Annotated in this window: 22 protein-coding genes and 1 pseudogene; 3 read left to right on the top strand and 20 right to left on the bottom strand. The window is 45.8% G+C overall.

The window, feature by feature from the left end:
* Window positions 1–3: 3 nt before the first annotated feature.
* From THIAE_RS02645 to THIAE_RS02615, 7 genes are all read right to left on the bottom strand, one after another.
* Complete coding sequence (locus THIAE_RS02645; protein ID WP_006459958.1) at window positions 4–1,860, bottom strand: vWA domain-containing protein; 1,857 nt, start codon at window positions 1,858–1,860, stop codon at window positions 4–6.
* Complete coding sequence (locus THIAE_RS02640) at window positions 1,847–2,953, bottom strand: vWA domain-containing protein (protein ID WP_006459957.1); 1,107 nt, start codon at window positions 2,951–2,953, stop codon at window positions 1,847–1,849. Before THIAE_RS02640 ends, THIAE_RS02645 begins: the two co-directional genes overlap by 14 nt.
* Window positions 2,946–3,389 (bottom strand): hypothetical protein, encoded by a 444-nt coding sequence (locus tag THIAE_RS02635; RefSeq protein ID WP_006459956.1) that lies wholly within the window; start codon window positions 3,387–3,389, stop codon window positions 2,946–2,948. The genes THIAE_RS02640 and THIAE_RS02635 overlap by 8 nt, the downstream gene beginning before the upstream one ends.
* The gene (locus THIAE_RS02630; RefSeq protein ID WP_006459955.1) at window positions 3,386–4,330 is read right to left on the bottom strand and encodes a DUF58 domain-containing protein; all 945 of its coding nucleotides are present in this window, start codon (window positions 4,328–4,330) and stop codon (window positions 3,386–3,388) included. The genes THIAE_RS02635 and THIAE_RS02630 overlap by 4 nt, the downstream gene beginning before the upstream one ends.
* Entirely contained in the window at window positions 4,327–5,313 is a 987-nt protein-coding gene (locus THIAE_RS02625; protein ID WP_006459954.1) for an AAA family ATPase, read from the bottom strand. The genes THIAE_RS02630 and THIAE_RS02625 overlap by 4 nt, the downstream gene beginning before the upstream one ends.
* 313 nt (window positions 5,314–5,626) lie before the next feature.
* A complete protein-coding gene (locus THIAE_RS02620; protein WP_006459953.1) occupies window positions 5,627–6,544 on the bottom strand; it encodes an alpha/beta hydrolase in 918 nt (305 codons plus the stop codon).
* A gap of 57 nt (window positions 6,545–6,601) precedes the next feature.
* Entirely contained in the window at window positions 6,602–7,849 is a 1,248-nt protein-coding gene (locus THIAE_RS02615) for an MFS transporter (protein ID WP_006459952.1), read from the bottom strand.
* A 95-nt stretch (window positions 7,850–7,944) separates the two neighbouring features.
* Between THIAE_RS02615 and THIAE_RS02610 the strand changes: the two genes are divergently transcribed.
* The 3 genes from THIAE_RS02610 to THIAE_RS02600 are packed head-to-tail and all read left to right on the top strand — an operon-like array spanning window position 7,945 to window position 10,219.
* Window positions 7,945–8,679 (top strand): MBL fold metallo-hydrolase, encoded by a 735-nt coding sequence (locus THIAE_RS02610; RefSeq protein WP_006459951.1) that lies wholly within the window; start codon window positions 7,945–7,947, stop codon window positions 8,677–8,679.
* A 30-nt stretch (window positions 8,680–8,709) separates the two neighbouring features.
* Window positions 8,710–9,357, top strand: coding sequence for an ArsR/SmtB family transcription factor (locus THIAE_RS02605; protein ID WP_006459950.1), 648 nt, complete (start codon window positions 8,710–8,712; stop codon window positions 9,355–9,357).
* Entirely contained in the window at window positions 9,347–10,219 is an 873-nt protein-coding gene (locus THIAE_RS02600) for a fructosamine kinase family protein (RefSeq protein ID WP_006459949.1), read from the top strand. The genes THIAE_RS02605 and THIAE_RS02600 overlap by 11 nt, the downstream gene beginning before the upstream one ends.
* 16 nt (window positions 10,220–10,235) lie before the next feature.
* On the opposite strand, the gene THIAE_RS02595 is transcribed toward THIAE_RS02600, so the two are convergent.
* The 13 genes and pseudogenes from THIAE_RS02595 to hsdR all read right to left on the bottom strand — a co-directional run bounded on the left by THIAE_RS02595 (window position 10,236) and on the right by hsdR (window position 24,940).
* Window positions 10,236–11,351, bottom strand: a complete 1,116-nt coding sequence (locus THIAE_RS02595; RefSeq protein WP_006459948.1) for a PQQ-dependent sugar dehydrogenase — start codon at window positions 11,349–11,351, stop codon at window positions 10,236–10,238.
* Between the two features lie 13 nt (window positions 11,352–11,364).
* Window positions 11,365–11,796 (bottom strand): DUF3010 family protein, encoded by a 432-nt coding sequence (locus tag THIAE_RS02590; protein WP_006459947.1) that lies wholly within the window; start codon window positions 11,794–11,796, stop codon window positions 11,365–11,367.
* A gap of 12 nt (window positions 11,797–11,808) precedes the next feature.
* A pseudogene (locus THIAE_RS10890) lies at window positions 11,809–11,961 on the bottom strand (thioredoxin family protein); the annotation flags it as partial.
* Between the two features lie 91 nt (window positions 11,962–12,052).
* Window positions 12,053–12,271, bottom strand: coding sequence for a BrnA antitoxin family protein (locus tag THIAE_RS02585; RefSeq protein ID WP_006459946.1), 219 nt, complete (start codon window positions 12,269–12,271; stop codon window positions 12,053–12,055).
* A 195-nt stretch (window positions 12,272–12,466) separates the two neighbouring features.
* On the bottom strand, window positions 12,467–13,021 hold the full coding sequence (locus THIAE_RS02580; RefSeq protein WP_204205742.1) for a hypothetical protein: 555 nt from the start codon (window positions 13,019–13,021) through the stop codon (window positions 12,467–12,469).
* Window positions 12,981–13,679, bottom strand: a complete 699-nt coding sequence (locus THIAE_RS02575; RefSeq protein ID WP_006459944.1) for a DUF3800 domain-containing protein — start codon at window positions 13,677–13,679, stop codon at window positions 12,981–12,983. Before THIAE_RS02575 ends, THIAE_RS02580 begins: the two co-directional genes overlap by 41 nt.
* An 8-nt stretch (window positions 13,680–13,687) precedes the next feature.
* Window positions 13,688–15,706, bottom strand: a complete 2,019-nt coding sequence (locus tag THIAE_RS02570; protein WP_006459943.1) for a hypothetical protein — start codon at window positions 15,704–15,706, stop codon at window positions 13,688–13,690.
* Window positions 15,707–15,741: 35 nt separating this feature from the next.
* Complete coding sequence (locus THIAE_RS02565; RefSeq protein WP_006459942.1) at window positions 15,742–17,085, bottom strand: Shedu immune nuclease family protein; 1,344 nt, start codon at window positions 17,083–17,085, stop codon at window positions 15,742–15,744.
* Between the two features lie 9 nt (window positions 17,086–17,094).
* Window positions 17,095–18,306, bottom strand: coding sequence for a restriction endonuclease subunit S (locus THIAE_RS10480; protein WP_006459941.1), 1,212 nt, complete (start codon window positions 18,304–18,306; stop codon window positions 17,095–17,097).
* 2 nt (window positions 18,307–18,308) lie between these two features.
* Window positions 18,309–19,781: a type I restriction-modification system subunit M gene (locus THIAE_RS02555; RefSeq protein WP_006459940.1), complete on the bottom strand. Its 1,473-nt coding sequence runs from the start codon at window positions 19,779–19,781 to the stop codon at window positions 18,309–18,311.
* 3 nt (window positions 19,782–19,784) lie between these two features.
* On the bottom strand, window positions 19,785–21,584 hold the full coding sequence (locus THIAE_RS02550) for an ATP-binding protein (RefSeq protein ID WP_006459939.1): 1,800 nt from the start codon (window positions 21,582–21,584) through the stop codon (window positions 19,785–19,787).
* Window positions 21,585–22,625 carry a PDDEXK nuclease domain-containing protein gene (locus tag THIAE_RS02545; RefSeq protein WP_006459938.1) on the bottom strand — a complete coding sequence of 347 codons (1,041 nt, stop codon included), beginning with the start codon at window positions 22,623–22,625 and terminating at the stop codon, window positions 21,585–21,587. It abuts the gene before it with no gap.
* A gap of 11 nt (window positions 22,626–22,636) precedes the next feature.
* Window positions 22,637–24,940: an EcoAI/FtnUII family type I restriction enzme subunit R gene (hsdR, locus tag THIAE_RS02540; protein ID WP_006459937.1), complete on the bottom strand. Its 2,304-nt coding sequence runs from the start codon at window positions 24,938–24,940 to the stop codon at window positions 22,637–22,639.
* Between the last annotated feature and the right edge of the window lie 69 nt (window positions 24,941–25,009).

The raw sequence follows: 25,009 nt of genomic DNA, 5'->3' as shown, positions 1-25,009 counted from the left end.
TGCTTACCATGGTTTAACCCCTGGCAGCTCACGTGGCTGGGCCTGACGCGCTTGAAAACCGGCCTCACGCTCAAACAAATGAAACAAAATGCCCACTTGGTCATCAGCAATCGTGTCTAAGTAACGGGCTAAATCAGCCTGACGCTGCTCGCGGGCTAAATCTAGACGTTGCTGTTCAATGACCGCTTGGCCTTGCCAGGCCCCACGACTCGCAAACGTCGATTGTTGCTCGGGCGGTAACTCGGCTTGCTGAGCATCGCGCTCTGGCAACTCCTCGCCCCAATAGTCTTCATCGTCATCGCGCCCCCAGTTTTCGCCATCGGTGGCGCCAGCTAGGGTTGGATCCTCATTGCCGTCACGCCCGACGCCCTCGCCATTTTCTCCCTGTTCGCGAGCTTGCTCACCCTGCTCAGCCTGACGGGCTTGCGCCGCCAATTCAAGCGCTTGCTGACGTTGTGCCAAAGCTAAATTATGCGCCGCTTCGGGAAAGTCCGCTTGATGAATTAACGCGCCTTCAAAGGCTTCTACGGCTAAAGACCAGGCCTGCTGATCGGCATAACTTAAACCTAGGTTATATAAACTACGCGCCCGCTCGTCATGGTTTCGTGCAGTTAATAGCGCTTGACGAAAATAACCCTGAGCTTGTTGATGTTGCTGTTCGCGGTGCAACTCTTCTCCCGCTTGCATCCAGCGCACATAATCCGCTTGCTGAGCTTGTACATTGTTCATACTTAATAGGCTAACTAGCAGGCCTGCTACTAGCCACAAAGCAAGCGGTGATGAGGATATAGCTTGCCGCTGAGCCGACTGCTGACTGGGCGTCGAATAGCGCCACAATAATCCTAGCAATAACAATCCCACCACCCAAGGCGTTAGGTCGTAAAATGCGCGTTGCATAGCGCTCGCATCGTCTGCACTCTTCTCATCATCTAAGCCCAACCCAGCATTGACTAACAAACGCGCCTCATAGTCAAACCAGCTTTGTAGTGCGGCAGATTGATTACGGTCATCAACATAGCGCCCTTGTGCCGCTTGCGCTAGGCGTTGCAAGCTTTGTCGCGCCATTGGCACCGTCACCCTCACGCCATCATGGACCAGCCATCCGGTTGGTGAAGCTGAATCTGGCAAGCCCACCGCATCCGTCGACCCTACCCCGACCACTAGCAAACCAATCTTCGCCTGCGCATAGGCCTCAGCCACCGCCAGTAAACCAGTCTGTTGCTCTGCCAACACGCCATCGGTTACCAGCACCACCTGCTGCACCCCTTGCGCTTGCGCGACCCCTAAAGCCTGCTGCATCGCGACCGCCAACTGAGTGCCCGCAAACGGCAGGCGTTGTGCTTGCAATAAGCCCAACCGGCTTTGCAACAACGCCTTATCTTCGGTTATCGGCAAGGCCCAATAGGCCTCGGTACCAAACAGCATTAAACCCACGCGATCCTCGGCGGGTAAGCGTTGCGCCCAAGCCGCCATCAAGTTTTGCGCATGGCCAAAACGATCCGGTTGGCGGTCAAGTGCAGTCATCGAGCGACTGGCATCCAACAATACCAAATGGGTGATTCCGCCGGTTTGTTGGGGTGTGGCAGGCGCATCCAACGCCCAACGTGGCCCTGCTACGGCCACAATAAGCAACACACCCAACCAAAACCCGAGCGGCCAGCGCCAGGGCCATAATCTGGCTGACGCACCAGCAGCGAGCGACCAAGGACTCAATGATGCATCACTATAATCATTAAGTTGTTTATGCCGATAGACTAACCACAGCAGCAGGCCTGCAAGCCAGGGCAGCAGTAAAACTAACCAACCTGCCTGCCGAAAAAACAAGCCCGCTACGATTAAATCCGCCTCATTCGTGACCACGACGCCACCCCCGCAACGGATAATGGGTTAATACATGAATTAACAACAACAACCCGGCCACGCCGAGTGCCAGCAGCAACGGCCAATGGGCTAAACTCACCGCACGCCATTGTTCACCCTGCTCGACCACCCCTTCGCGTGCGCGCAGCTGCAATTGCGCAAAAGCTTGCCGTAACGCATTCGGATCATACACCGCCACAAATTGACCGCCGGTTTCTGCCGCCAGGGTTTGTAAACTCGCCGTTTCTAACGGCTGATAAATTAACCCAGACGAGCGGGTGGACAAGTCTTGCTGCCCGCCTAATCCAATGGTGTGAATCGCGATATCATTCAGCCTTGCATACTCAATGACATCGGCCAAACTCAATCGACTGCGTGCTTGTAAGCCATCACTGACCACCACTAACAGCGGATCATAATCCTTGGGACGCTGAGTATCAGCTAACATAGTGCGTATCGCCAAGGCCATCGCCTCGCCCATAGCTTGATCGGTACGCCCCGCTAGATAGGGCAGCAAGCGCGGCAATTCAGCGCGCACCGTATTTCGATCAGCGGTCATTGGCATCAGCGTAAAGGCCTGGTCAGCATATAAAATAATACTAAAACGATGTTGCGGCATGGCGGCTACAAACTCATCTAATACCTGCTGCAACACCGCCACGCGACTTAAAGGTTGGTCGTTTTCTGCATAGTCCTCTAGCACCAAAGACACCGAACTTTCCACCACCAAGGTGACATCACGGATAGGTTCAGCCTGACGAACCTGTTGCGGCAGCGCCTGCCAATAAAAGGGGCCAGCCAAGGCAAGCAATACCAGTATTACTAACAAAGTGCGCAATAGCGTTTGTAAAGGCATTAACCAGCGTATCAGCCCGGGTGACTGAACGGGTTGATCACCGCGCGTTGCCATAAATGCGGCTATTTTTGAATGATAAAAAACCGGCTGGGCTTGGGTGGCGGGTTCTGCTAACCACGGCCAACGCGCTTGACCCTGCTGACGCAGCCATCGCACCATGGGCCAAAGCACGACCAACAACAGGACCCAAGCGGCCTGCCAGTGCACATCTTGCCATAGTGAAAAAAATTCAGTCATCAGCGATTCGCTTTAGGCTAAATTCAGCCTTTTGCAGTTGGTGATAAAATTCTTGGGGGTCAATCGGCTGATTACTGAAACACGCGTCATAGAGCCAAGGATAATCGGCTAAGACAAGCGGCACCTGCTGTTGATAAATCGCCAAAGCGACACGGCGCAATTCAATGCTTCGCTCACTAGCCGTTAAATTGGCCGAGCCTAACAGCTGCACCCGTTTGATAAGGCGTTGCAAGCTACGCTTGGTATACCAGGCCTGGTAAGCTCGCCAGCCCCATTTCAGCAGGCCTGCTAAGACCACTAGCCCGCTCACTCCAACCAGCAATAATTGCCAACTCGGCCATAGCGTCAGCCCCTGCTCTGCAGCGACCAGCAACACGGGGTCATCCAGCGTTTGCGCTAGATCATACCAACCATCAGCACGCTGGGTAATACTCATCCGGCTCGCTCCACCGCTAAACGTCTAAAATCGACCAATTCATCTTGCGTGCTCAGCGCCCAGTGCGCAATACCATAGCCGCTCAGTCTAGTGGCTAAGTGTTCACGCTGTTGTTGCGCCCAGACATTATAGGCTTCGAGGCTATCGCGATTAAGCAGCCAACGACGCGCGCCCTGCTGTAACGCTAACAAGGCACGTTTGGGCAACTGCTGTTCAACCGGATCAGTGATACTCACCGCTTGGACATCATAGTGCGCATTAAGGGCATAGAGCCATTGCCAGTCCTGCTCAGCCCAATCGGCAAAATCGGTGATTAACCAGAGTTTGGCACCGGGCAACCAGGCCTGCTGTGCCGGCTTAATGCGTTGCGCAAAAGGCTGTTGATTCACCGCAGCTTGTGGCGGACAGGGCTTAGCCAAGTGGTTCATGCTACTCATAAAAATATCACGTGCGGCGGGCGTCGGCCAGCTATACAGCTGATCATGAGCTTGAATAAGTTGCCATTGCACGCCTTGCTGTTGCGCCCACCAGGCCAACCAACCGGTAAAACGCATAGCTTGGGTAACTTTTAAACGCTTGTGCGAACCAAATCGCATACTGGGCCCTTGATCAACACAGACGCACCAGGCCTGCTGACGCTCCTGCTGAAATACCTTGGTCATCGCTTGACCTGAACGCGCCCAAGCCCGCCAGTTTAAATGACGTAATTCATCCCCGGCGTAATAGGGCCGACTATCGGCATAATCCATACCCTGCCCGGTCGATTTAGCCCATTGATCACCAAACAAGGCTTGGCTACTGGCTCGCTGATTAGGCTTAAAATCAACCAAATCGGCTGCAATCGCTTGCGCCCAAGCGGCGATCTCAGCGACACTCATAATCGGTGCCGCGGTGATAGCAGTTTTAGTCAGCCCGAGTTTGCTCATGCCGCTGATATTCATGCCACAACGGGCACCTCAACCCAGCCCACTAATTTAGCCAGTAAACTATCGACCGTCCAACCCTGCGCGCGCCCGGCAAAACTCAAACCAAGTCGATGGCGTAGCACATCGGGTAACAGTAGCAGCACGTCTTCAGGAATGACATAGTTACGCCCTTGCAACCAAGCATAAGCGGTGGCGGCATGCAATAATGCAATCGACGCACGCGGTGAAGCGGCCACATCAAGGACCCCGGCTAAGGCCGGATCAAATCGGCTTAGGTTACGCGTCGCGGCAATCAACGCAACAATATAGGCTTCGATGGCCGGCGCAACATGAATATCAGCAACATCTCGACGTGCTTGCATCACATCCTGCGGCGTTAAACTGGTGGTATCGGGTTCGGCGTCCACCCCAAAATGTTTGGCTCGGTCACGGCGCAAAATTTCAAGCTCTTCCGTTTCAGTCGGATAATCCAACACCACATGCAACATAAACCGGTCCATTTGGGCTTCCGGTAACGGATAGGTGCCGCTTTGTTCCAATGGGTTTTGGGTCGCCATTACAATAAACAATTCCGGCAAGGCGCGGGTTTTGCCCCCCGCCGTCACCTGCTTTTCGGCCATGGCTTCTAATAATGCCGACTGGACTTTCGGCGGCGCACGGTTGATTTCATCCGCCAACACGATTTCATTAAAAATTGGCCCTGGCACAAAACTTAAGCCACCCTGTTGGGTATCAAGAATTTCCGACCCCATGACATCGGCCGGCATTAAATCCGGGGTAAATTGAATGCGCTGAAAACTGGCATGCACGCCTTTTGCCAAGGTTTTAACCGCCGTGGTTTTCGCCAGGCCTGGTGGACCTTCTAATAACACATGGCCACCGGTCAGCATCGCAATCATCATGCGTTCTAACAAGGCGTGTTGGCCGACAATCGTTTTTTGCAAATGGCGATTAAGATCAATAAACGCTTGTTGACTCGATGATGGCGTGACAGACATAGGCTTCCTTTCGGGCTTGATTTAATTATTCAACTAAATGGTTGAATAATCTACTGGATTTAGTTTCATAATGCAATGTTACTTCGTGACCAGCGCCCTAAATGTTTTTGGGCGTTGATTAATCAAACTTTAGCTAATCTATATTTTTAAAATTATAACTTGATAATCTCAGGTGACTAGATGACAAGCCCAACCTCCTTATTGAAAGCAAAATCTATTAGAAGGCTGAAAAATAGAAGGCTGAAAAAAAGCCGCATGATTATGACTCATGCGGCTTTTTCGATCTGACCGAGAAAGGCAAATCTGAAAACGATTAGTTGTTCAAGAACTCACGCACAGCGGTAGCCGAGTCTTCGTTGTAAAAATCTAGGAAGAAATGATCGGCACCGTCAATGGTCACCGTTTGCACCTTGGCCAGATCGCCCAATGCTGCAATTGCGCTGGGTAAATCAGCGACCACATCATCGTCTGAGCCAATAATCACCAAGATCGGTTTTTTAGCCGATTTTAGTAAGGTTGGGGTATCAAATTGCGGCTTAATGTCATAATAATCGACAAACGCCGCCGCGGTCACCTGTGCATCTTGGCAGTAAATAAAATCAATACCTTGCATGAGTTCATCACCTTTACCGGCACGAATCTGCTGTTGCGCTTGGCTTAAAATCGGTGCAATGGGTTTGCCAAAACTTGCTTCGTAGCTTTCATGCGATTGTTGTGCGCCAGTGGCCGGTGCCCATAACACCACATTCGCAATCGAATCACGATCACGCTCGGTCGCAAACCAAGCGATTTGATTGCCGCCGCGAGAATGCCCCATCAAGGTAACCTGCTGCGCGCCCTGCTGCTCTAACCAATCCAGCCACACGCCTACTTCATCGAGCGCATCAGTGTGTTTGTGGGTATGCGGTACGGCGCAATCGTACTCGCCATCACGGTCATTCAAACCCAAGGATAAATTAATCGATAGCGAGCTAATACCTTGTTCAGCCAAATTTTGCTGCAGCGCCATATAGGTCGAGCGCCCTTTATGCGTCAAAGTGCCATGTAGCAGCAGCACAAATTCATCGCTGTAGCTTTTGCCATCAGCCATTTCTAAATTGGCATTCAGGGTTTTACCCTGCCAGGTTTGTTTGATTTCTTCAGCATTGACCAGGCCTGCAAATGCCAAACTGCTCGCTAATAAGCCAGACATAAGGGTTTGTTTTAAACTCTGTTTCATCCGATGTTTCATAGTCTCCTCCTACAGAGATGGGGTTAAGCTTTATTTTGTTTTAATAGTTAAACTGATTTAAACCGTTTTACGCGACTGCAAGGCTAAGTATACCCATAATCCGGATAAAAACATCATGCCGCCGACAAAGTAAAACGGCCAAACGACTGAGCTGGTATAGAAGGCCAGCAAGCCCATTAACAACGCACCGACCGCATAACCAAAGTCACGCCAAAAACGATAGACCCCGAGCAGACCGGCGCGTTGTTTCGGCTGGCTGTAATCCGCCACCGCGGCACCGAGCGTTGGGTAAAGCATCGCCATACCGAAGCCCATAAAGGCGGCTAACACTGACCAGGCAGCAACCGAATCCACCCACACAAAGGTTATGCTAGTCAGCGCACACAGCCAAAAACCGCCGACAATCAAAGCACGACGACCAAACCTATCTGACGCCGTGCCGGTAATCAGTTGCGACGCGCCCCACACCACGCCATAAACAGCAATAATGCCACTGGCTTGCACTAGCGTTTGGGTTTGCGACAATAAATACACCGGCATAAAAATCCACACCAGCGCATCAATAAACTTTTCCACCAGGCCTGCTTGATTCAGCGCAATCAATTGTTTGTGCTGAAAGGTGCCGATTTTAAATGCTTGTACAAGTGTTTGTTTTTCACCGTCATCGCCATGCTGGTCGTTATGGTGCTGTTGATGCAAATTCGACCAGGGTCGGGTATCTAACACTTTCCATAGCGCTAACAACAAGCCGACTAAAATCACCACTAAACCGAACCCGAGTAACGCATCACGCGCACCATAAACTTCCGCTAAATACGCGGTTAACCAACCGGCTATACCCACAGCGGCATAACCGGAAAACTCATTCAAACCGTTGATTAAACCTTTTTGATTGGTTTTAGCGAGATCAAGCTTGCTATTCAGTGCCATCGACCAACACAAACCTTGGTTTAAGCCGAGAAACACCATTGCCCACACAATCCACCACCAGCTCTGGGCGTAAAAAATCAAAAACGGCACCGGCAAGGCCAACAGCCAGCCCATCACCAATAATCGGCGGCGGCCATACTGCTCACTTAAATGGCCGGCAACCAGGTTCATGGTCGCTTTTACCAAGCCAAACACCAACACAAACATCACCAAGCTCATAAAGGCTTGCGCGGCCAAACCAAACTCGGTTTCTGCCAGGCCTGGTACCACCGTGCGCGTCATCCCCAACGCCAAACCGACCAAAAAGACTTGAATCAGTTGCTGACTAATTTGTGATAGATTGGCTTTTATACCGTGTTCAATGGGTGTGTGCATCAATCTGCCTTTAATATTCAACTAAGTGGTTGAATATTAGCTGACAAGATCGTATAGTGTCAATTCCAAATGTAAAATTAACGCGAGGTTGCGCTATGTTTCTATTCCAACACACCCCTGATTCTGAACCCGGTTCCTTGTCTTATATGCTTGGCTGCGTTGGTCAAGGTTTGGCGGTTGCGGTCGATGTCCATCAAGACGAAGTTGATCTTTATTTAGAAAAGGCGGCACAAAAAGGCGTCATAATTGCCTATGTGGTCGATACCCATGTGCATGCCGATCACTTTACCGGCGGCCTTGAACTCGCCCAACGTGCCGGGGGCGAATACTGTTTGTTTAAGGACTCACCGGCGCAGTGCGATTTTACCCCGTTAGCGGATGGTCAAGTGATTAAAGCCGGTAATGTTCACGCGCAGGTTTTGCATACGCCCGGCCATACCGAAGACAGCATTTGTTTACTGGTGACCGACAAATCCCGCTGTGACGAACCTTGGTTTTTAGTCAGTGGTCATACCTTATTTGTTGGCAGTGTCGGCCGCCCGGATTTACATGGCAAAGAAGAGATCTTAGCGGACGCATTATTTGACTCTTTACATCAAAAAATTCTACCTTTAGCCGATTACCTAGAAATCCTACCCGGCGCACAAGCTGGCAGTGTCTGCGGCGCAGGGATTAGCGGTAAACCGGTTTCCACCATCGGTTTTGAAAAACGCCACAACCCCACCCTAAGCCTTAGTCGTGATGCGTTTGTCACTCACGTCAAAGGCACCATTCTTCCCCAGCCAGAAGGTATGGACAAAATCATCGCATTTAATGCCAACCCCGATTAGTGGGTTAAAAGCTGAGTTATAATAAGTGCTATGACAACACACTCTCTTAAATACAATTTGTTTGATCAGTTGGCGCAGGTCAGTAAGGCGCTGGGGCATGCGAATCGGCTGATGATTTTGGATGTGCTGGTGCAAACCGAGTGCGACGTGGATACCTTGCATCAAAAACTCGGCTTGAGTATTGCCAATGTCTCCAAACACCTGCAAACCCTAAAACAAGCAGGCCTGGTGATCAGCCAACGCCAGGGTCAACGTATTGTCTATGCGCTGAGTGACCCCAGTGTATTTCGTTTGATTGTCAGTTTACGTGAAGTGACCGAATCGCAACTGGATTCGATGCAAACCCTGTTATTAACCCACTTGCAACCCAACACGCCATTTGAACCGATTTCGCTTAAAGCCTTAAAAGACATCAAACAACCCTATACGCTGCTGGATGTGCGCCCTGAAGACGAATATGCCGCCGGTCACATTCCGCAGGCGATTAATATCCCGATTGAACAACTGGCACAAAAACTGCCGGAACTCGATACCGATCGCACCTTAATTGTCTATTGTCGCGGCCCCTATTGCATGTGGTCGCAACAAGCGCTCGACCAATTGCAACAGCACGGCATCCAAGCCAAACGCCTGGCCGAAGGCTATCCCGAATGGCAAGCTTACAGCCATGCTCTCTGACAGCCTAATCCACTCGCTGAATAACAGCTTAAATCAAACGCTCGAACTCCAAAACATCACACCGATCGCCGGCGGCGATATTCACCAGGCCTGGTTACTCGAAACAAGCCAAGCAAAACTGTTTTTAAAACTTAATCGCGCACAATCCGCCCCGGTGTTTGCCGCAGAAGCCTGGGCATTACAGCAAATTCAGCAAAGCCAAACTATTCGTTGTCCTCAGGTTATCGCCCTGGGCCAAACCGACCAGCAGGCCTGGTTGTTAATGGAATATATAGCCTTGTCTGGGCGGGGCGATGATTTTAAACGAGGTCAAGCCTTAGCGGCGATGCATCAAACGCAGCATCACCAATTTGGTTGGGAGCAGGATAACTTTATAGGTCACACCCCACAACGCAATACTTGGACGCAAGAATGGCTGGATTTTTATCGCCAGCAACGTCTTGAACCGCAACTAGCCCTTGCCAAACAACAGGGGGCTAGCCAGCGGCTAATCGAAAAAGGACAACAACTGGCCGAAAACCTAGCGGTGTTTTTTGAACACTACCAGCCAGTACCGTCTTTATTACATGGCGATTTATGGGCAGGAAATAGCGCCTTTTCAGCCCAAGGCGAGCCGGTTATTTACGACCCCGCCAGCTATTATGGCGACCGCGAAACCGATATGGCCATGACTGAATTATTTGGTGGCTTTAGCCAGGCTTTTTATCAAGGTTACAACCAGGCCTGGCCATTAGATGCCGGCTATCAACATCGTAAACCGATTTATAACCTGTACCATATTCTCAATCACTTCAACCTATTCGGCGGCCACTATCAACACCAAGCCGAACAGCTGATTGATCGATTGCTTTCACAGATTTAATTGCAGGGTTAAACTTTTAGTCTGCAGGACGAAGACGCGCAATTAAGCCACTATCGGTACTGAAATAAACCAGGCCTGCTTGGTCAACCGCCAAAGAACGTATGCGCTCATTTAAATCCGTTAACAATCGCTCTTCACTGATTGCTTTACCCTGCTCATTCAGCGTCACCCGATTTAAATGGCGTAAAGCCAAGGCACCGGAAAATAACGAACCTTGCCACTGCGGAAAAGCTTTTCCCCGATAAACCAACAAACTACCCGGTGCAATCGAGGGCGTAAACACCTTCACCGCATCCACCATACCGGGTTTACTCGTCACGCCAATCGCGCGATCTCCCCAATATTCTTTGCCTTGCGACACTAAAGGCCAGCCATAGTTTTCACCCGGCTGAATTAAATTAATCTCATCTCCCCCGCGCGGACCATGTTCGTTTGACCACAACCGACCGGTTGCCGAATCAAACGCCATGCCCTGCGGATTACGATGACCAAAGCTCCAAATCTCATCCAACACCGCTGGGTTACCGACAAACGGATTATCCTTCGGCACGCGACCATCTAAATGCAAGCGCATAATCGTACCAATATGATTAGCCGTGTTTTGACTTTGCTGACGTTCACCACGATCACCGACGCCAAAAAACACATAGCCTTGATCATCAAACGCAATCCGACTGCCAAAATGCTGGCCGCTACCGGTTGAGGATTCGCTAATCAACAAATCTTGCCAATTTTGCAATTGATTCGAGCGCGCTAAATCCGGCAATTGCGCCCGTGCTAAAGCGGTTCGCGCACCAAATTCATCGGGATAACTATAGGTAAAATACAACCAGGCCTGGTTATGGCCGTCATTGTGCAGAAATTTGACATCCAATAACCCGCCCTGCCCGGTGGCCGCGACAGCAGGCAGGCCTGCTAACCAAGTCACTTGACCGGTTTGAATATCCAACACCCCCGCCTCACCCGAGCGCTGGGTAAACACCAACTGATGTTCGCTAACAAAGTCCATCCCCCATACCACACCCAAGCCAGACGCCAAACGTTCTAGGGTAAAGTTGCTTTGCGCATAGGCATAAGATAACGACATCATTAGCGCCAATAAACCAAACGTTAGTTTTCTAGTCCATGACATCCTATAAGTCCTCTCAGGCCAGCTGACCGACAACATAACCCAAAGCTGTCATAAAAGCGGGCTCCTGAAACTTCTTCAACCCGGTTTCAGCAAACGACATTGGCATACCATATTGCTTAATCGCGGCTTTCTGTTCGGTGGCGGTTAAAAGGCTCACTTTAATATCGGGAATTACTTGCAATACGCCCTCAAGAATAAAACCGTTCGCGCCACCGGCAAATTTACCTTTTTTCATTCGCGCACGAATCACCACCTGATCCACCTTATAATCCTCAACCAACTTCGCAAAGGTTTTTTGAAAGTAAACCAAGGCCTCACGGCTATCTGGGTTCGTGCAAGAAACCCGCGTGGTGCGACACGCCGGCAGGTGAAACACGCCTTGTTCAAACTTTAGCAAGCTAACAATCGCATCGTTACCACTTAAATCAACCCCACAAACTAACATCGCGCCTCCTAGCTAAACAGTATACTTACATTTAATCGAACAGCCCATCGAAGGAATCTGCTCTAACGGCCCAACACCGGTTAAGGCAACCTGTTTCATCACTTCAAACAAATCTCGCCGCGTTCCTTATGGCGCGGTATGTTTTCTTGAGGCATCAAATTGTCCACAAGGACATAAATTTTTCGTTTTTATAATTGCGCTAACCAGTTTTCTCGCGAATGGCGTAATGTCATGGATACCCTCCAAATAGTTTATTTTAACTACGCCACTGTATATCAAGCTTTCGGTGAGAATTCGCACAATCTTTTAGATACAAATTAATCAAGCTTTGGTAAGGAATCCCTACCTCTTCAGATAATGTTTTAAAGTAATCGATTACATCTTCGCCCAGCCGAATGGTGACCGGTTTTTTGAGTTTCGACGCATAAGGATTAGGCTTGGCTTTCATGGTTGAAAAATCATATTCGTCTTTCATTTTTTTGTTTCCCCTGTAACACATTGTTTCCCCTGCATCTTATCAACACCCCGCCCCACCGACCAGTAAATAAAATATTGACGCGAACTGAAAATTAGTGATAACCTATATCTAAGCTTTTATAGCTGATTGAACCTTTACCTAGTGTTTTGGTTCGTGGCCGCGCCTCAGTCGCCATAAGACTGGGGCATATTTTTATCCTTTCTTTGTTTCAACCAAAAAGCTTTCACGTTTAATTTTTGTAAGATAGCTTCCGTCCGCAGGAAAAGCTGTTACAAACTGATGATGCCCATCTCTTTTTTGTGGATCATTGAATACCACTACATATCGTTCCTCAACAACAACCAATGTTCGTCTTTTAGCAGTACGGCCTCTATCTGTTTGTCGGCTTTGACTGTATCGTTGAATCGTTCCCGCAGTTAATGCCAACACCTCTTTAATCCATAGAATTCTTCTTGCTCTTTTCTTAGAAAAGCCTCCATCATGGATTCCAGCAGAAGTTCGATAATCGGTTGACTCTGTAAAGGCATGGTCAAAAGCATGCGCACCAAATTGATACGTGACACCACACCAATCGGTAAAAGTTCTTTTGCGCCCCAACTCATCTTGAACATAAGTTTCCAAGTAAACCTGACGGTACTTTTCAATTAACTCCTCTTCCGTATCAGCTTTTAAACGCAGCTGTGGCCACAAACTTTCACACACTGGTTTATTTTCCTCGCCAATTGAAGATGTTAAAGTTTCGCTCACCTCTGGTTGTAGTGAAACGCAAACTTCCCTTGCCGAGCGAACTAGCTAATTCTTCGACAAATGCGGATTTAAATACACTCGCTTTAGGCCGTTTTTGCATCTCATTCCAACTATAACCCACCGCACCCATCAACAAATCTGAGAGTTGAATTAATGGCTGATTATGTGACTCTACAGGCTCCAAACAAGCTAGCTTGGCACGACCAGATAATTTATGAACCAAAATCTGGCGTAACTCTTCGAATCGTGTGCTAGACGCATTCTGCTGCCAATCAAGGTAAATATAATAAGTTTCACCCGGTTGTAGCCAGTGAACCAACAATTGATAATACAGCTTATAAAACCCTAATTCTTTATCACCATCATTCCACTGTTCATGATTTAGCTGCCTACGATCGATCACAATGCACCTAAATGAAAGCGAGTTTTCTTCAGAAAATATTTGTATAAGACTCCGGTAGAATTCAGCCTTGTTTGGCGATAGTTTTTTCCAACCAAATTCAGATTTAATACAATGTTTGGTCATGAGGCCGTGTAAACGGCCAACAATGCGGTGCTTTTCTTCTCGCGGGCATTGTAGCGCACCGATAACAATATAAGGTTGAGAGGGGTCTGAGGTATGGCGACTTTCATCGCAATAAACGTTGTAGATAGTCATAAACTTTCCTATGCAGAAGGCAATCCAAGTTTATCGAAGAATGCACGGTTACGTTCTTTAGCAGCTTTTACTAACTGATTAAAACTAATCACCTCGATATAAGCTTTGTAATTAGGGTTGTAACCGAAGTAACCCATTCCATCAGCTGTCATTGTCAAACTAAAATTTTTGCAGCGCTTTATCATTGTCGGAGTTAGGTCACAAACAATATAACAATATGCAGGGATATCATGATTTCTTGGAATGAGTAGACCTGATTTTGTTTTCGCTTGTCCATCGCGAATTCTCTCAACATAACCAAGAGCCTGATCTATTGGGTCTTTATCTTCACCTTCACGCATATCGTTGCGCATTGGGCGTTTGATTTCGACCACAGTTATAGATGCTAGTGGAAAGCTAGTATCGTCATTAACTAGCAAAGGATTATCAAACACTCTCAGACTAAGCAGGTCGGGCTCCTTATTTGAATCATTTCCAGTGATAGGCATGGAGTTTAGCGTTTTATCAGAAGCCAAATAATTATGAAATGCCAAGCGCTCGTCGATTAACCATAGATTACAGGAATCCTGTAAGACTTCATTTGAGTCTTTACGCATAGGCATGATTAGTTCATGAATCATATCTTCACGGGCATACTTGCCATCATCAAGTTTCTCGATAGACTTTTGTAGCAGGTCAATAATAACTTTGCGATGTGAAACATAATTAGCAAGGTCTGATTTTTTAATGTCTTCTGCTTTGCGTAGATATTCACTCAGCCGTTTATTGTACTCTTCAATATGTTCCTCATTCTGAGGTTGCATAATATCGTGGCCTTCACTGACTAATTGCCTTTCCACTTCATACCACTGAGCATGCAAATGCATCTCAAGCTCTTTATCTGATTTTTCAGGATCAACGATTAGCAACTCTTCTGCAACATAATTGGCAATTGGCCGGTAGCGCGGTGCGTGATTGTTAATAAAATCATCTACTCTTTTGCGACCTGCTGAGACATTTTCTGCGAGGACATCATGCAAATACGCTTTTGTGCGCTCTAACACAGCATTGCGAATATCTTTAAAGCTCACTTCGTTGAGCATGTCCTCTACGTTTTCAGTAATATCAAAAGAGGTGCGTTCGCTTCGCACGTGTTTGTTGAGGTAATCAGAAGATACATAGCAGGTGTAGGTGAATTCGCCTGAAGCGTCTGAGATTTTGCCATACAGGCCAAGGAGCTTACCTTGAATAGACTCCTCTTTAACCAGCCGGTTAGCCGCACATAGAGCTAACTGATGCTTTTTATTTACCGATGCACGAAACTTAATGTGAATTAGATCAAAGGAATAATCACGGATATTTATAGTTTCGGGAAACGCACTAGCGTGCATATGTTCTTCAAACAAATGTTCAAGATCGAACACCTCACCTGCATCTTTTACCATTATCTTGGGTGCGCTGCCTTGACGAACAAAATACCAGAGCACATGCTCCAGCAATTGATTAGCGATTGATGAGCCCTTTGCGGGAACATGCTTTCGAAAGGTTTCATCAAAACTGATTAGTTTGATGAGTGTACCCGATTGTTTATCGGTTGCTTCTATAATCTTTTCAGAATGTACACCCTTTTTGTCATTAAACCGAAATACTCTCTTTTTCAATACATTATTGTCATCAAGAAAATGGCTCTCGATCTCGGCTAACTCAAAGGCTTTAAGCCACATCAGGCGTCCAACACCACGACAACCCTTATCTATTTTGTGTTCGGAATCTAAGGTTTCAAATGATTTAAAATTAGCTTCATCAAACCCTAAGCCATTATCAGTTATAGTGAAACCAACAATCGGAGGCACAGATTTATCACCTAGCTCAAGATCATTTTGCGTACTGCGGTTTATTTGTAAAACAATCATCCCGTTATTGCTGTTAGTTTTTTCTTCAATTGAATGAATAGAATTTACCACCGCTTCAAATACTGGCATCAAGCCATGACTCTTGGGAAGAGAGGTATTCCGTAAACGACCCTTTAAGTTTGTTTGCAAGCTCACAAATCTGCCTCCTCTTTACTCATTATTATTCTTGCTCAAGAAATCATGTAGCTGCTGTAATTTGAGTAACAGCTCATCAAAAGTAATGATCTGTACATTCTTTGAGTTACGCCGGTAAATTTCAAACGATTTTTTTTGTCATCATCGGTTGGCATCGTTCCAATCACTAAAATGCAATGAACTGCATAAGTTTCAATATCATAAATTCGATTATTATTTTTTATTGCGGCTATGTTTTGTTGTAGTTGATAACTTTGATCCAACACCTGCGTCACCGAGCCTGTTAATCCGGTAGATGCGCAATAAACTTCACCGCGATAAGGCGTTTTGTTAAGCAAGGCAGAAGATGGCTTTTTTATTTCTATCAGTGCCAAATTGTTTGTGACACCATTCTTAATCAAGTAATCGGTTATTTTATCGCCACCACCTGATAACTTTTTTCCGCCTACACTTGCTTGATCCGAAATTTTTATTGCTGGATAACCAAACGCAAGACTCAAGATAAATGGATTTTGGTTGAAAAGTACCTGCCAAGTATCTTCTTTAGTCTTTTTGCCAAGCAACTCTTCATAGGCGGAAATCAGACGCTCAAGTGAAACCAGCTCAATATCATTTTTTAACTTGGTTAAGGTAATAGAATCAGTTTGTTTTACCGCCGTTTTATCTTCCGTGATCATGCTCATAGCCGCCTGCTTATCAGTATCACTTATTTTGATTCTAAGCATTTTGCTAATGGCATCGTTATCGGTAGGCAAGGGCTTTTGCTCGACACCTAACCTGTAGGCAATATGGTTATAGGTAGTAGCAGCCTTCGTGATACGGGCGACTTTTCTTGCTCTATCCGTAATACGGTTACAAGCACGGCGCATTTCATCATAATCATCTAAGTTTAAATGAAAGCATTCATAACCCGTATCGTCAGTTGGCTCATCGCCAATTACAAGGCATTGATGCTCAGTATGTTCCTCAACAGCTGAAATGATCGCTTGAAACTCTTTTGTCAAACCTAAACCATAGCGAATATCTTTGATAAAACCTGCTGGCAATTGTTGCAAGCTTTCAACAACCTCTTCTTTTGAATAGGGTGCGGAACCAAATTCTAGCTCAACATTAATCTCATTAATTTTGTCGTATTTTTGTTTTAAATAATCTGGATGGGTTGGCAATGTAAATATGGGGTAGATCGTAATGAATCTATCCTGGCCGCTAAAGAATGCGATTTTTCGTTTATATTTGCCAGTATCTTCTGAATCCAATCCAGCTTCCTCTAGTTCATCCGATCTAGGAAGATAAAAAACTTCCGTGCAGTTAGGAAAGACCTCTTCAATCTCAATATTTAACTCTTCTGGAGTGAAATCATCGGGCAATAACCTAGCCATACTGCCTCCTTAGAGTTCGCCTTTAAAGGCAGAATCGAGAATTGATGCTTTTAGATCAATTAAGTCTGAAACCTTGAAGCTGAATTGCGCTTTCAACAGGCGATGCTTTTCACCAAGGGTTTGCACCTTTCCAACTAATTCAAGTTGAACATTTAATGGAGGTAATGGTATTTCCAAATTAGAAATCATCGCTTTTGTTAAGGCTTGGCGTGTTGCTCCACCAGCCCCTTGAAATAATAATGCGGACTTAAATTTTGGGCTTACCAATAAATAATTTAGATATTGAGAATCAAGTAACTCATTCGGTCGGATGATACAAACGTGTTGATTTACTCGCGCTGGCAGTAAATCATCTGGTGCAATGCAACATCTAGCGATGGATGCACCCGTAATGTTTAAAAGTACATCGCCCGTTTCAACCTCTACATTACTAAGTTTGCTCGCTTGGTTATCATCAATAAAAGCTAACCCCTCCGGTTTAAACACTGAATCATAAACATTAAGGCTACGAATCAATGATATACCTGAATCTTTATATGCTTTTTGACCACCTTTTGGCGTCGCACCGCTACCAATTTTCGTTGTTAACGAAGACAAGCACTTAGTTTGATAACTCTTGTAAACTTCTTCAAAAACTTGATCGAGAGAACTCGCATACAACGCATCAGCCAGTGTGATGCTTTCCTGCAAGTGTTCGATGGCGGTGTCGATGCGGGTGAGCAGTGCATCGAGTTTTTCGACGATGCGTTTTTGATTATCAATACTAGTTATTGGTACTTGTGCAATTTTTTGAAATAGATTTGTTGTTGCTCTTGGCATTCTCGCGCCAGAGCAATTATTCATCGCAAGTTCAACAAAGTATTGCGTTCTAAGGAAATAGGCTAAATACTGTGCGTCAACATTTTCATAGCAATCAAAAGGTATTATTTCAGTCGTCGCCACACCATCAAATTCAGCAACAAAAACCTTATTTAAATAAGGCCGTAGCTTTCCATAAAGCACCATCCCTTTTTTAAACTCAACTTTTGTACTGTTTATTTCAGAACCTTTCGATGGTAAAAAGTTAGTTAGTTTTCCAGTATTACTCTCTATATTTTCCAACCCGATGTAGTTATAAAGCCTTGTATTATCAGGGGTTACAGTTTTCCTGCTTGGTGTACAAACCGCAGTTAAAGGCTGCCAGTCCCACCCCTCCGGCAGTTCGTATAAAACCTGTTCCATACTCACGTCTCCGCCAGTAGCTGTTCAATCTCATCAAGCAGGCCTGCTACTTGTTGTTCTTTGATGCGGATTTGTTTGAGGATGTCATTGGGCGCGAGGTGTACCGTGTCTTTTTGTTTGGCCGGGTTTTTAGCGGAGAGATCGTAGTCTTCCCCGAGTTTACTAGCGGATACCGTCCACGAGCGGTCTGTGGTGGTTCGACTGTTGTAAAGCTCAACAAACTCGGCTAAATGCGCGTCTGTGATCGGTTTGTTTTTGGTGAGTTTTTGTTCGGGTTCGCATTCGTAATACCACACATCGCTGGTGCCGCCGCTGCGTTCAAAAAACAGTACATTGGTTTTTACGCCAGAATAAGGCAAAAACACACCGGCGGGCAGGCTTAAAATCGTGTGCAGGTTAAAGTTTTCGAGCAGTTCTTGTTTGACTTGTTTAAACGCGCTATTGGTTTGAAATAGCACGCCTTCGGGTATAACAATCGCCGCTTTGCCACCGGTTTTAAGGGTTTTCATAAAGTGCTGCATAAACAGCAGTTCGGTGGCGTTGCTTTGAATCGGGAAGTTCTGTTGGATTTGTGATTTTTCTTTGCCACCAAATGGCGGGTTGGCGAGAATGATGTCGTAGCGGTCTTTTTCTTGAATATCGCGGATATTCTGCGTCAGCGTATTGCCGCGAAATAAATTCGGCGATTCGATACCATGCAGAATCATATTCATCATACCCATCACATAGGCCAGCGAGGTTTTTTCAAAGCCGAAAAAAGTGTCGTGTTGAATAAAATCCCATTGCTCGGTAGTGAGTTGCGATTTATTGGCTTTGAGATGGTCGAAAACTTCGACTAAAAACCCACAAGAACCAGCGGCAGCATCGTAAATGGTTTGACCAGGCCTGGGGTCGAGCACTTTAACCATCGCCCGCACCACCGCGCGAGGCGTATAAAATTCACCGGCATAACCGCCGGCATCGCCCATGTTTTGTAGCAGGCCTTCGTACACCAGCGACAGCTCAAACATTTCATCACTTGATTGAAAATTTAACGTGTCGATAATATCCAGCACTTCGCGCAGGGTGTGGCCAGATGCCACTTTGTTATCAAGATATTGAAAAATCCCGCCGATTTTATAGGTGAAGGATTTGGGATCAGCGCTGGTGGCATTGGCGAAGTTTTTTAGGTAAGGAAACAGTTCTTTATTCACGTAATCGGTGAGGTCGTCGCCGGTGCGAACGCGGTTAATATCCAGCTTGCCATCGGGCGTTTTCGGACAGGCCCAGTTTGACCAGCGGTGTTCTTCATCCAATACGGGTTGGTAAGGTTTGCCGGATAAAATGGCTTCGTCTTCTTTTTCGGCTTCGTAGTCGTCTAAAAACTTGAGAAACAACACCCATGAAGTTTGTTCGGTATAGTGCATCGCCCCGCTAATACCGTCATCGCGGCGCAAAATATCAGTAATTCGGTCTATTTTTTGTTGTAGTGACATGGTTTATAGTTTTCCGATAATAAAATTGTACATATTAGTGATGTCTTCACTGATTTCGTCAGCGGGTATTAAGTCGATATAAGCTTGAAGCTTCTCAATGTCTAGTCCAATCCCATCTGTGTTGATTAATGGGTCAATAACACTCTTGGCATTCAGACGACGTATATCATCGTTATCGTCACTGGTATTCGGTTGTAAGTGGTTACTCGCTGCAATATTGCGATTGTTAATTTGATTGAGCACGTTATGTTGCGATAGTGCTGTGTATGAAAGAAGATAATTTTTTATCTCGCGTCGTTTCCAAGCAAGAAGATATGAGTTAACCCTAACACCTCTTGGCCATCGAATAGAGGTCAATAACTCACGATAAATTTGACCATTAACTGAAACACCATTGTCATTCCAATCTAAAGCAGCTTCATCACGGTCACAAATCATGAAAATATTGGACGTTTCAATTTCAGATTCAACATTACTTAATCGTGAAATCCAGTCAATTTTGCCTTTGCCAAAAGTTTCATTTACCGTTGTGTAACTAGACAATTTTTTCATAGCATGAACGGTTTTCAAAACTGTAATATCGTGACCTTTTTTGTTAGCCAACAAAGTGAAAATCAACCAGTCATTGTAATCATCTAACAAGGCAATATTTGGTAACTTTCCACACACTTCAAACTCTACGGATTTAGCCCGAGACAGTACGCTTAAACGATTGATCAATTGTTTGATTTTGTTGTCTTCATTGATTCGGCCATTTTCTACAACCTTTAGGTGTTCAATGCGATTTTCTTTGGCTGAAATTGAATCAAGCAAATGGGTGGTAGTGATTGCATAACCTTTAATGCTATGGAGCAGCGACCATAATTTTTCGACGTTTTTATAATGGAGGTGGGAATCCGCTTCGTCGAACAAAAAGAGCGTATTTTCTGCATCAAACAAATCAATTAAAGAGTATAAAAAAAGCAGTTGATACTCGCCATCACTTAACTGATCAAGCTCTAAACCATTTTTAAAAATTAACTTACAGCTCGACTTATCAATAAAGTAATCATTATTAGCCGCCTGGGTAAAGAAACTTATTTCAGGTGAAAAGGGGGATATATTATTTTGATCGCCACTATCCTCTTCTCCACCAGAAAGTACAAGGCTATCACTTAGGTGAACGCGGCGATTGTAATCAAACGATACATCGATTAAACGGTTTGCTGGAATTTCGACTTGCTGTTTTTTCAAAGTTTCTTCGAATTCAAAATTGCCTGAAACCAAATTGCTAATAAAGCTTTCAAGTGCTCTAAAATATGGCGTATCTCGTAAAGTATCTGTTTCACCTTGTTCTTGGCATTTAAGTGCTTCTTTCACACGGTCTACATAATTTTTTTCAACTTTAAAGGCGCACTTTAGAACAGTACTTTCATCATCCAGATCAGCAGATTGTGATACATAATTACGTTCAACAAGAAAAGTTCTAACTTTTCCTTTTCGTTTGATCGCTGTAGCCAAAAATATCAATAGTTTTGACCAAGGTTTATCGAAATAAAGACATTCTAGAGTTAGGCCTCTACCTGCTTTACGCTCTTTTCTAAGGTACTCACTGAACTTTGCCGAATAATTTTCATTTTGCCCTGAAGAAAAACCGACTACATTTAAATCAGTGTGGTCTGCCTTACTCAATCGCTGCTCAAATACTGACTGCAAAATGCTTGATTTGCCACTGCCATTTTCACCAATTAAGGCTGCCACCTTATTGATATGCAAGACTTGAGGCTGATTGTGTAGCGGGTTAGGCGGTAGTGTTAATTCCATTTATTTTTCGCCTTTTGTTTGTTCTTGTTTTAGCTGTACAATTTGCTGTTTTTCACGCTCCAGCTCTTGGCGTAGTTCTTCTTCACTTGGCAGGATCAGGCGGTAGCGGCTGGCGAAGAGTTGTTCACTATCTTTAAGCACGGAATAGCGCACGATGGATTCGTCCTTATTCGTGCAGAGGATAATGCCAACCGTTGGGTTGTCGTCTTGGCCGCGTTTTAGGTCATCGTACATTCTTACGTACATATCCATTTGGCCTATGTCTTGATGACCGAGTTCGCCGGTTTTAAGCTCGAACAATACGAAGCATTTGAGCAGGTAGTTGTAGAACACCAGGTCGATATAAAAGTCTTTGCTTTCGGTGCTCACACGCTGCTGGCGCGCCACAAATGCAAAGCCTTTACCCAACTCAAGTAAAAAGCCCTGCAATTTGTCCATGAGTGCTTGTTCTAGGTCGGATTCGAGCAGCTTTTCAATGCCTTCGATACCTAAAAACTCCAGCATCATCGGGTCGCGCACAAAGCCTTTTGGTTGAGGTTTTTTAACCTGCTGCGCCAGTTGTTGACTGGCTTCATCGGTGACGGCTTGTTTGTTTTGGCTGATTAATAAACGCTCATAATACAGCGTGCCAATTTGTCGCTCCAGCGCACGCGTACTCCAGTTTTGTTCAGCGGCTTCGTTCATGTACCACTGACGAGCGCGTTCATCTTCCACTCGCAAAAGTCGGCGATAATGCGTCCAGCTTAATTCGGGACGCAGTGCGTCTCGAATTGGAAAGGCCTGATAAAACAGGCGCATTTTACGTAAGTTTGTAACATCAAAACCTTTACCAAACTCAGCGGTGAGTTGTTCCGCCAACTGCTCTATTAGCTTGCTGCCATATTGAGCACGATTTTCACCTTGCTGTTCAAACTCGACAATATGCTGCCCTATTTGCCAATAGGTTTGCACTTGAATCGTATCCACCGCACGATAGGCTTGATTTCTGGCGTGTTGAATCAGGGTTTTTAGCTGATGGATTAAGGGGTTGATGGTCAACATGGCGTGCTCTATTAATAGTACAACTGGTGCTGGAGTTGTTTAAAGGCATCAAGCAGGTGGGTGGCTTTACCACCGAACGCGATTGAGGCGTCTTTGGTGGTGCCGAGTCCCGAGAGTTCGATTAGCGTTGGGATGCGATCACGCGATAGTTCCGTTACCCCTGTTTGCTCGTAACGGTCGAGGACAAAACGCAGGAAGTCTTGCGCTTTTTCATGTTGGTATTGGGCAAAGAAATCCGAGTTGCTCCGCACCTTGTCAGCACGCGCTTTACGCGTTGCCATAGGTTGTTCAAACGCTAAAAATGCGAGTAGATCAAACATATCGCAGTCTTCTGCCTCAAAAATGCGGCGTAATGTTACGAGTTGTTCCTTATCAAATCCCGCGTGTATTAGCTTTTGCAGTAATTGATCACGTTTATCCGGGTCTGACCATATTTGACGTAATTCATCAACGCTTTTAAACAGGCCTGGTAGTTGTTGAATCAAACGCTCAACAAACTCTTGAATGGTTAGGGGTTTGCCGTGTTCGTCAATATAGCGGGTTTCAACATCAATCACTTTGATTTCGCGGTATTGACCCAGCTTGATTTTTAAACGTGTTTTCGGCGGTTCGGTTGGGCCACCGGTTAGCGGCTCCGGCTTTTCAGGCGGCTGTCCATAAATAGGATTAGGGTCTTTTACACCACCGGCTGGCGGTTCGGGTTCACCATCCCAATCATCATCGTAAAACTTGTTGGTTGCGCCACGAAAATCAATAATGGTGAAGTAGTCTTTACCGTCAAATACTCGCGTACCCCGCCCGACAATTTGTTTGAATTCGACCATTGAGCCAACAGTGCGATCTAACACCACATTACGCACATTGCGGGCATCAACACCGGTAGTAAGCATTTGCGATGAGGTTAAGATGGTGGGGATGTCTTTGTCATTGTCTTGAAACTTCTCCAGCAATTCGCGCCCTATTTTACCTTCGTCACTGGTCACGCGTACACAATAGTGCGGGTCTTTAATCTGTTTGTGTTTGTTGATCATATCGCGCATGGTGAGTGCGTGATATTGGTTTTCACAAAACACGATGGTCTTATCCATTGTATTGATGTTTTCAAGAATTGATTTAGCTACCAGCTCAGTTCGATCATCAACCACAATTTTGCGGTCATAGTCTTCGACTTGATAAATGTCTTGTTCAGACTCGCCTACAATGATTTGATCGTCTTTGGTGAGTACCAATTCATCTAAATTAGTACGAATACGTTTAACGCGATAGGGGGTTAAAAACCCATCGTTAATACCCTCTTTGAGTGAATATTCAAATACTGGCTTTCCAAAGTATTCATAGGTATCGACGTTATCTGTGCGTTTGGGGGTCGCGGTTAACCCTAGATGCACTGCACTGCTGAAGTGATCTAAAATCGCACGCCATGATCCAGCTTCATTAGCTGCACCACGGTGACATTCATCAATCATGACTAAATCGAAAAAATCTTGCGGGTAGGCTTTGTAGTAGCCATCAATATTTTCTTTTTCGGCTATCGCCTGGTAAATCGCAAAGAAGATATGCGCATTGGTGGGCACCACGCCATTACGTTTACGCACCTCATCACCATTGATTTTTATCACATCTTTTTCATAGGGGTTAAATGTGTTGATCGCTTGGTCAGCGAGAATATTGCGGTCAGCAAGAAATAGTACTCTTGGGCGGCGTGAGCCAAATTGATCACGATTCCAACGTGCTTGAAACAGTTTGTGGACGATTTGAAATGAAATAAAGGTTTTGCCCGTTCCAGTAGCCAGCGTTAATAAAATACGCTGTGCGCCCTGCCCAATTGCATCGGTTGCCGCATGCACCGCCAGCTCTTGATAATAACGTGGTTGCATGGCACCTTCTAAATGGAAAGGTACATTTCTTAACTGCTGCCCTACATCACTATTAACGCCTTGATAGCGTTGCTCAAGGGTTTGCGGGTCTGGGTAAAATTCTACAAACTCACCCTTACCTGTTTCTAAATCAAACTCATAGGTTTGCTTGCCATTGCTTGAATAGACAAAACGTACTTTGAGCTTATTGGCGTAATCAATAGCTTGCTGAAGACCTTTGGTGGGATGTTCTGATTCTTTTTTAGCTTCGATAATAGCTAAATAGCGATTGTCTTTATGTAGCAAATAGTCAACGAAACAACGCCGTCCACGTACATTACCGGCCATTTTTCGACCGTCGGTGAAATAGTGTTCACGGATAATTTGGCTGGGTTGCCAGTTTGCTGCTTTTAAAGCGGGATCAATATAATTAGCGCGGGTATCGGCTTCTGATTGCATGAGTTACTCAATAATCTAATATACGATTAAGTAGTTTAACCAAGCCTGGTTATATCAGCAAGGTTCATT

The sequence above is a fragment of the Thiomicrospira aerophila AL3 genome (assembly GCF_000227665.2).
Classification (GTDB): Bacteria; Pseudomonadota; Gammaproteobacteria; order Thiomicrospirales; family Thiomicrospiraceae; genus Thiomicrospira; species Thiomicrospira aerophila.
Note: the sequence above shows the minus strand (reverse complement) of the source record. Positions and strands in the feature narration are given on the sequence as shown.

Excerpts from the sequence above, each read along its gene's own strand:
- THIAE_RS02545 (WP_006459938.1), bottom strand. The coding sequence starts at position 22,625 with ATGTTGACCATCAACCCCTTAATCCATCAGCTAAAAACCCTGATTCAA.
- THIAE_RS02630 (WP_006459955.1), bottom strand. The coding sequence starts at position 4,330 with ATGAATATCAGCGGCATGAGCAAACTCGGGCTGACTAAAACTGCTATC.
- THIAE_RS02585 (WP_006459946.1), bottom strand. The coding sequence starts at position 12,271 with ATGAAAGACGAATATGATTTTTCAACCATGAAAGCCAAGCCTAATCCT.
- THIAE_RS10480 (WP_006459941.1), bottom strand. The coding sequence starts at position 18,306 with ATGGAACAGGTTTTATACGAACTGCCGGAGGGGTGGGACTGGCAGCCT.
- THIAE_RS02615 (WP_006459952.1), bottom strand. The coding sequence starts at position 7,849 with ATGCACACACCCATTGAACACGGTATAAAAGCCAATCTATCACAAATT.
- THIAE_RS02575 (WP_006459944.1), bottom strand. The coding sequence starts at position 13,679 with ATGACTATCTACAACGTTTATTGCGATGAAAGTCGCCATACCTCAGAC.
- THIAE_RS02640 (WP_006459957.1), bottom strand. The coding sequence starts at position 2,953 with ATGACTGAATTTTTTTCACTATGGCAAGATGTGCACTGGCAGGCCGCT.
- THIAE_RS02625 (WP_006459954.1), bottom strand. The coding sequence starts at position 5,313 with ATGTCTGTCACGCCATCATCGAGTCAACAAGCGTTTATTGATCTTAAT.
- THIAE_RS02635 (WP_006459956.1), bottom strand. The coding sequence starts at position 3,389 with ATGAGTATTACCCAGCGTGCTGATGGTTGGTATGATCTAGCGCAAACG.
- THIAE_RS02600 (WP_006459949.1), top strand. The coding sequence starts at position 9,347 with ATGCTCTCTGACAGCCTAATCCACTCGCTGAATAACAGCTTAAATCAA.
- THIAE_RS02620 (WP_006459953.1), bottom strand. The coding sequence starts at position 6,544 with ATGAAACATCGGATGAAACAGAGTTTAAAACAAACCCTTATGTCTGGC.
- THIAE_RS02565 (WP_006459942.1), bottom strand. The coding sequence starts at position 17,085 with ATGGCTAGGTTATTGCCCGATGATTTCACTCCAGAAGAGTTAAATATT.
- THIAE_RS02595 (WP_006459948.1), bottom strand. The coding sequence starts at position 11,351 with ATGTCATGGACTAGAAAACTAACGTTTGGTTTATTGGCGCTAATGATG.
- hsdR (WP_006459937.1), bottom strand. The coding sequence starts at position 24,940 with ATGCAATCAGAAGCCGATACCCGCGCTAATTATATTGATCCCGCTTTA.
- THIAE_RS02610 (WP_006459951.1), top strand. The coding sequence starts at position 7,945 with ATGTTTCTATTCCAACACACCCCTGATTCTGAACCCGGTTCCTTGTCT.
- THIAE_RS02605 (WP_006459950.1), top strand. The coding sequence starts at position 8,710 with ATGACAACACACTCTCTTAAATACAATTTGTTTGATCAGTTGGCGCAG.
- THIAE_RS02550 (WP_006459939.1), bottom strand. The coding sequence starts at position 21,584 with ATGGAATTAACACTACCGCCTAACCCGCTACACAATCAGCCTCAAGTC.
- THIAE_RS02590 (WP_006459947.1), bottom strand. The coding sequence starts at position 11,796 with ATGTTAGTTTGTGGGGTTGATTTAAGTGGTAACGATGCGATTGTTAGC.
- THIAE_RS02555 (WP_006459940.1), bottom strand. The coding sequence starts at position 19,781 with ATGTCACTACAACAAAAAATAGACCGAATTACTGATATTTTGCGCCGC.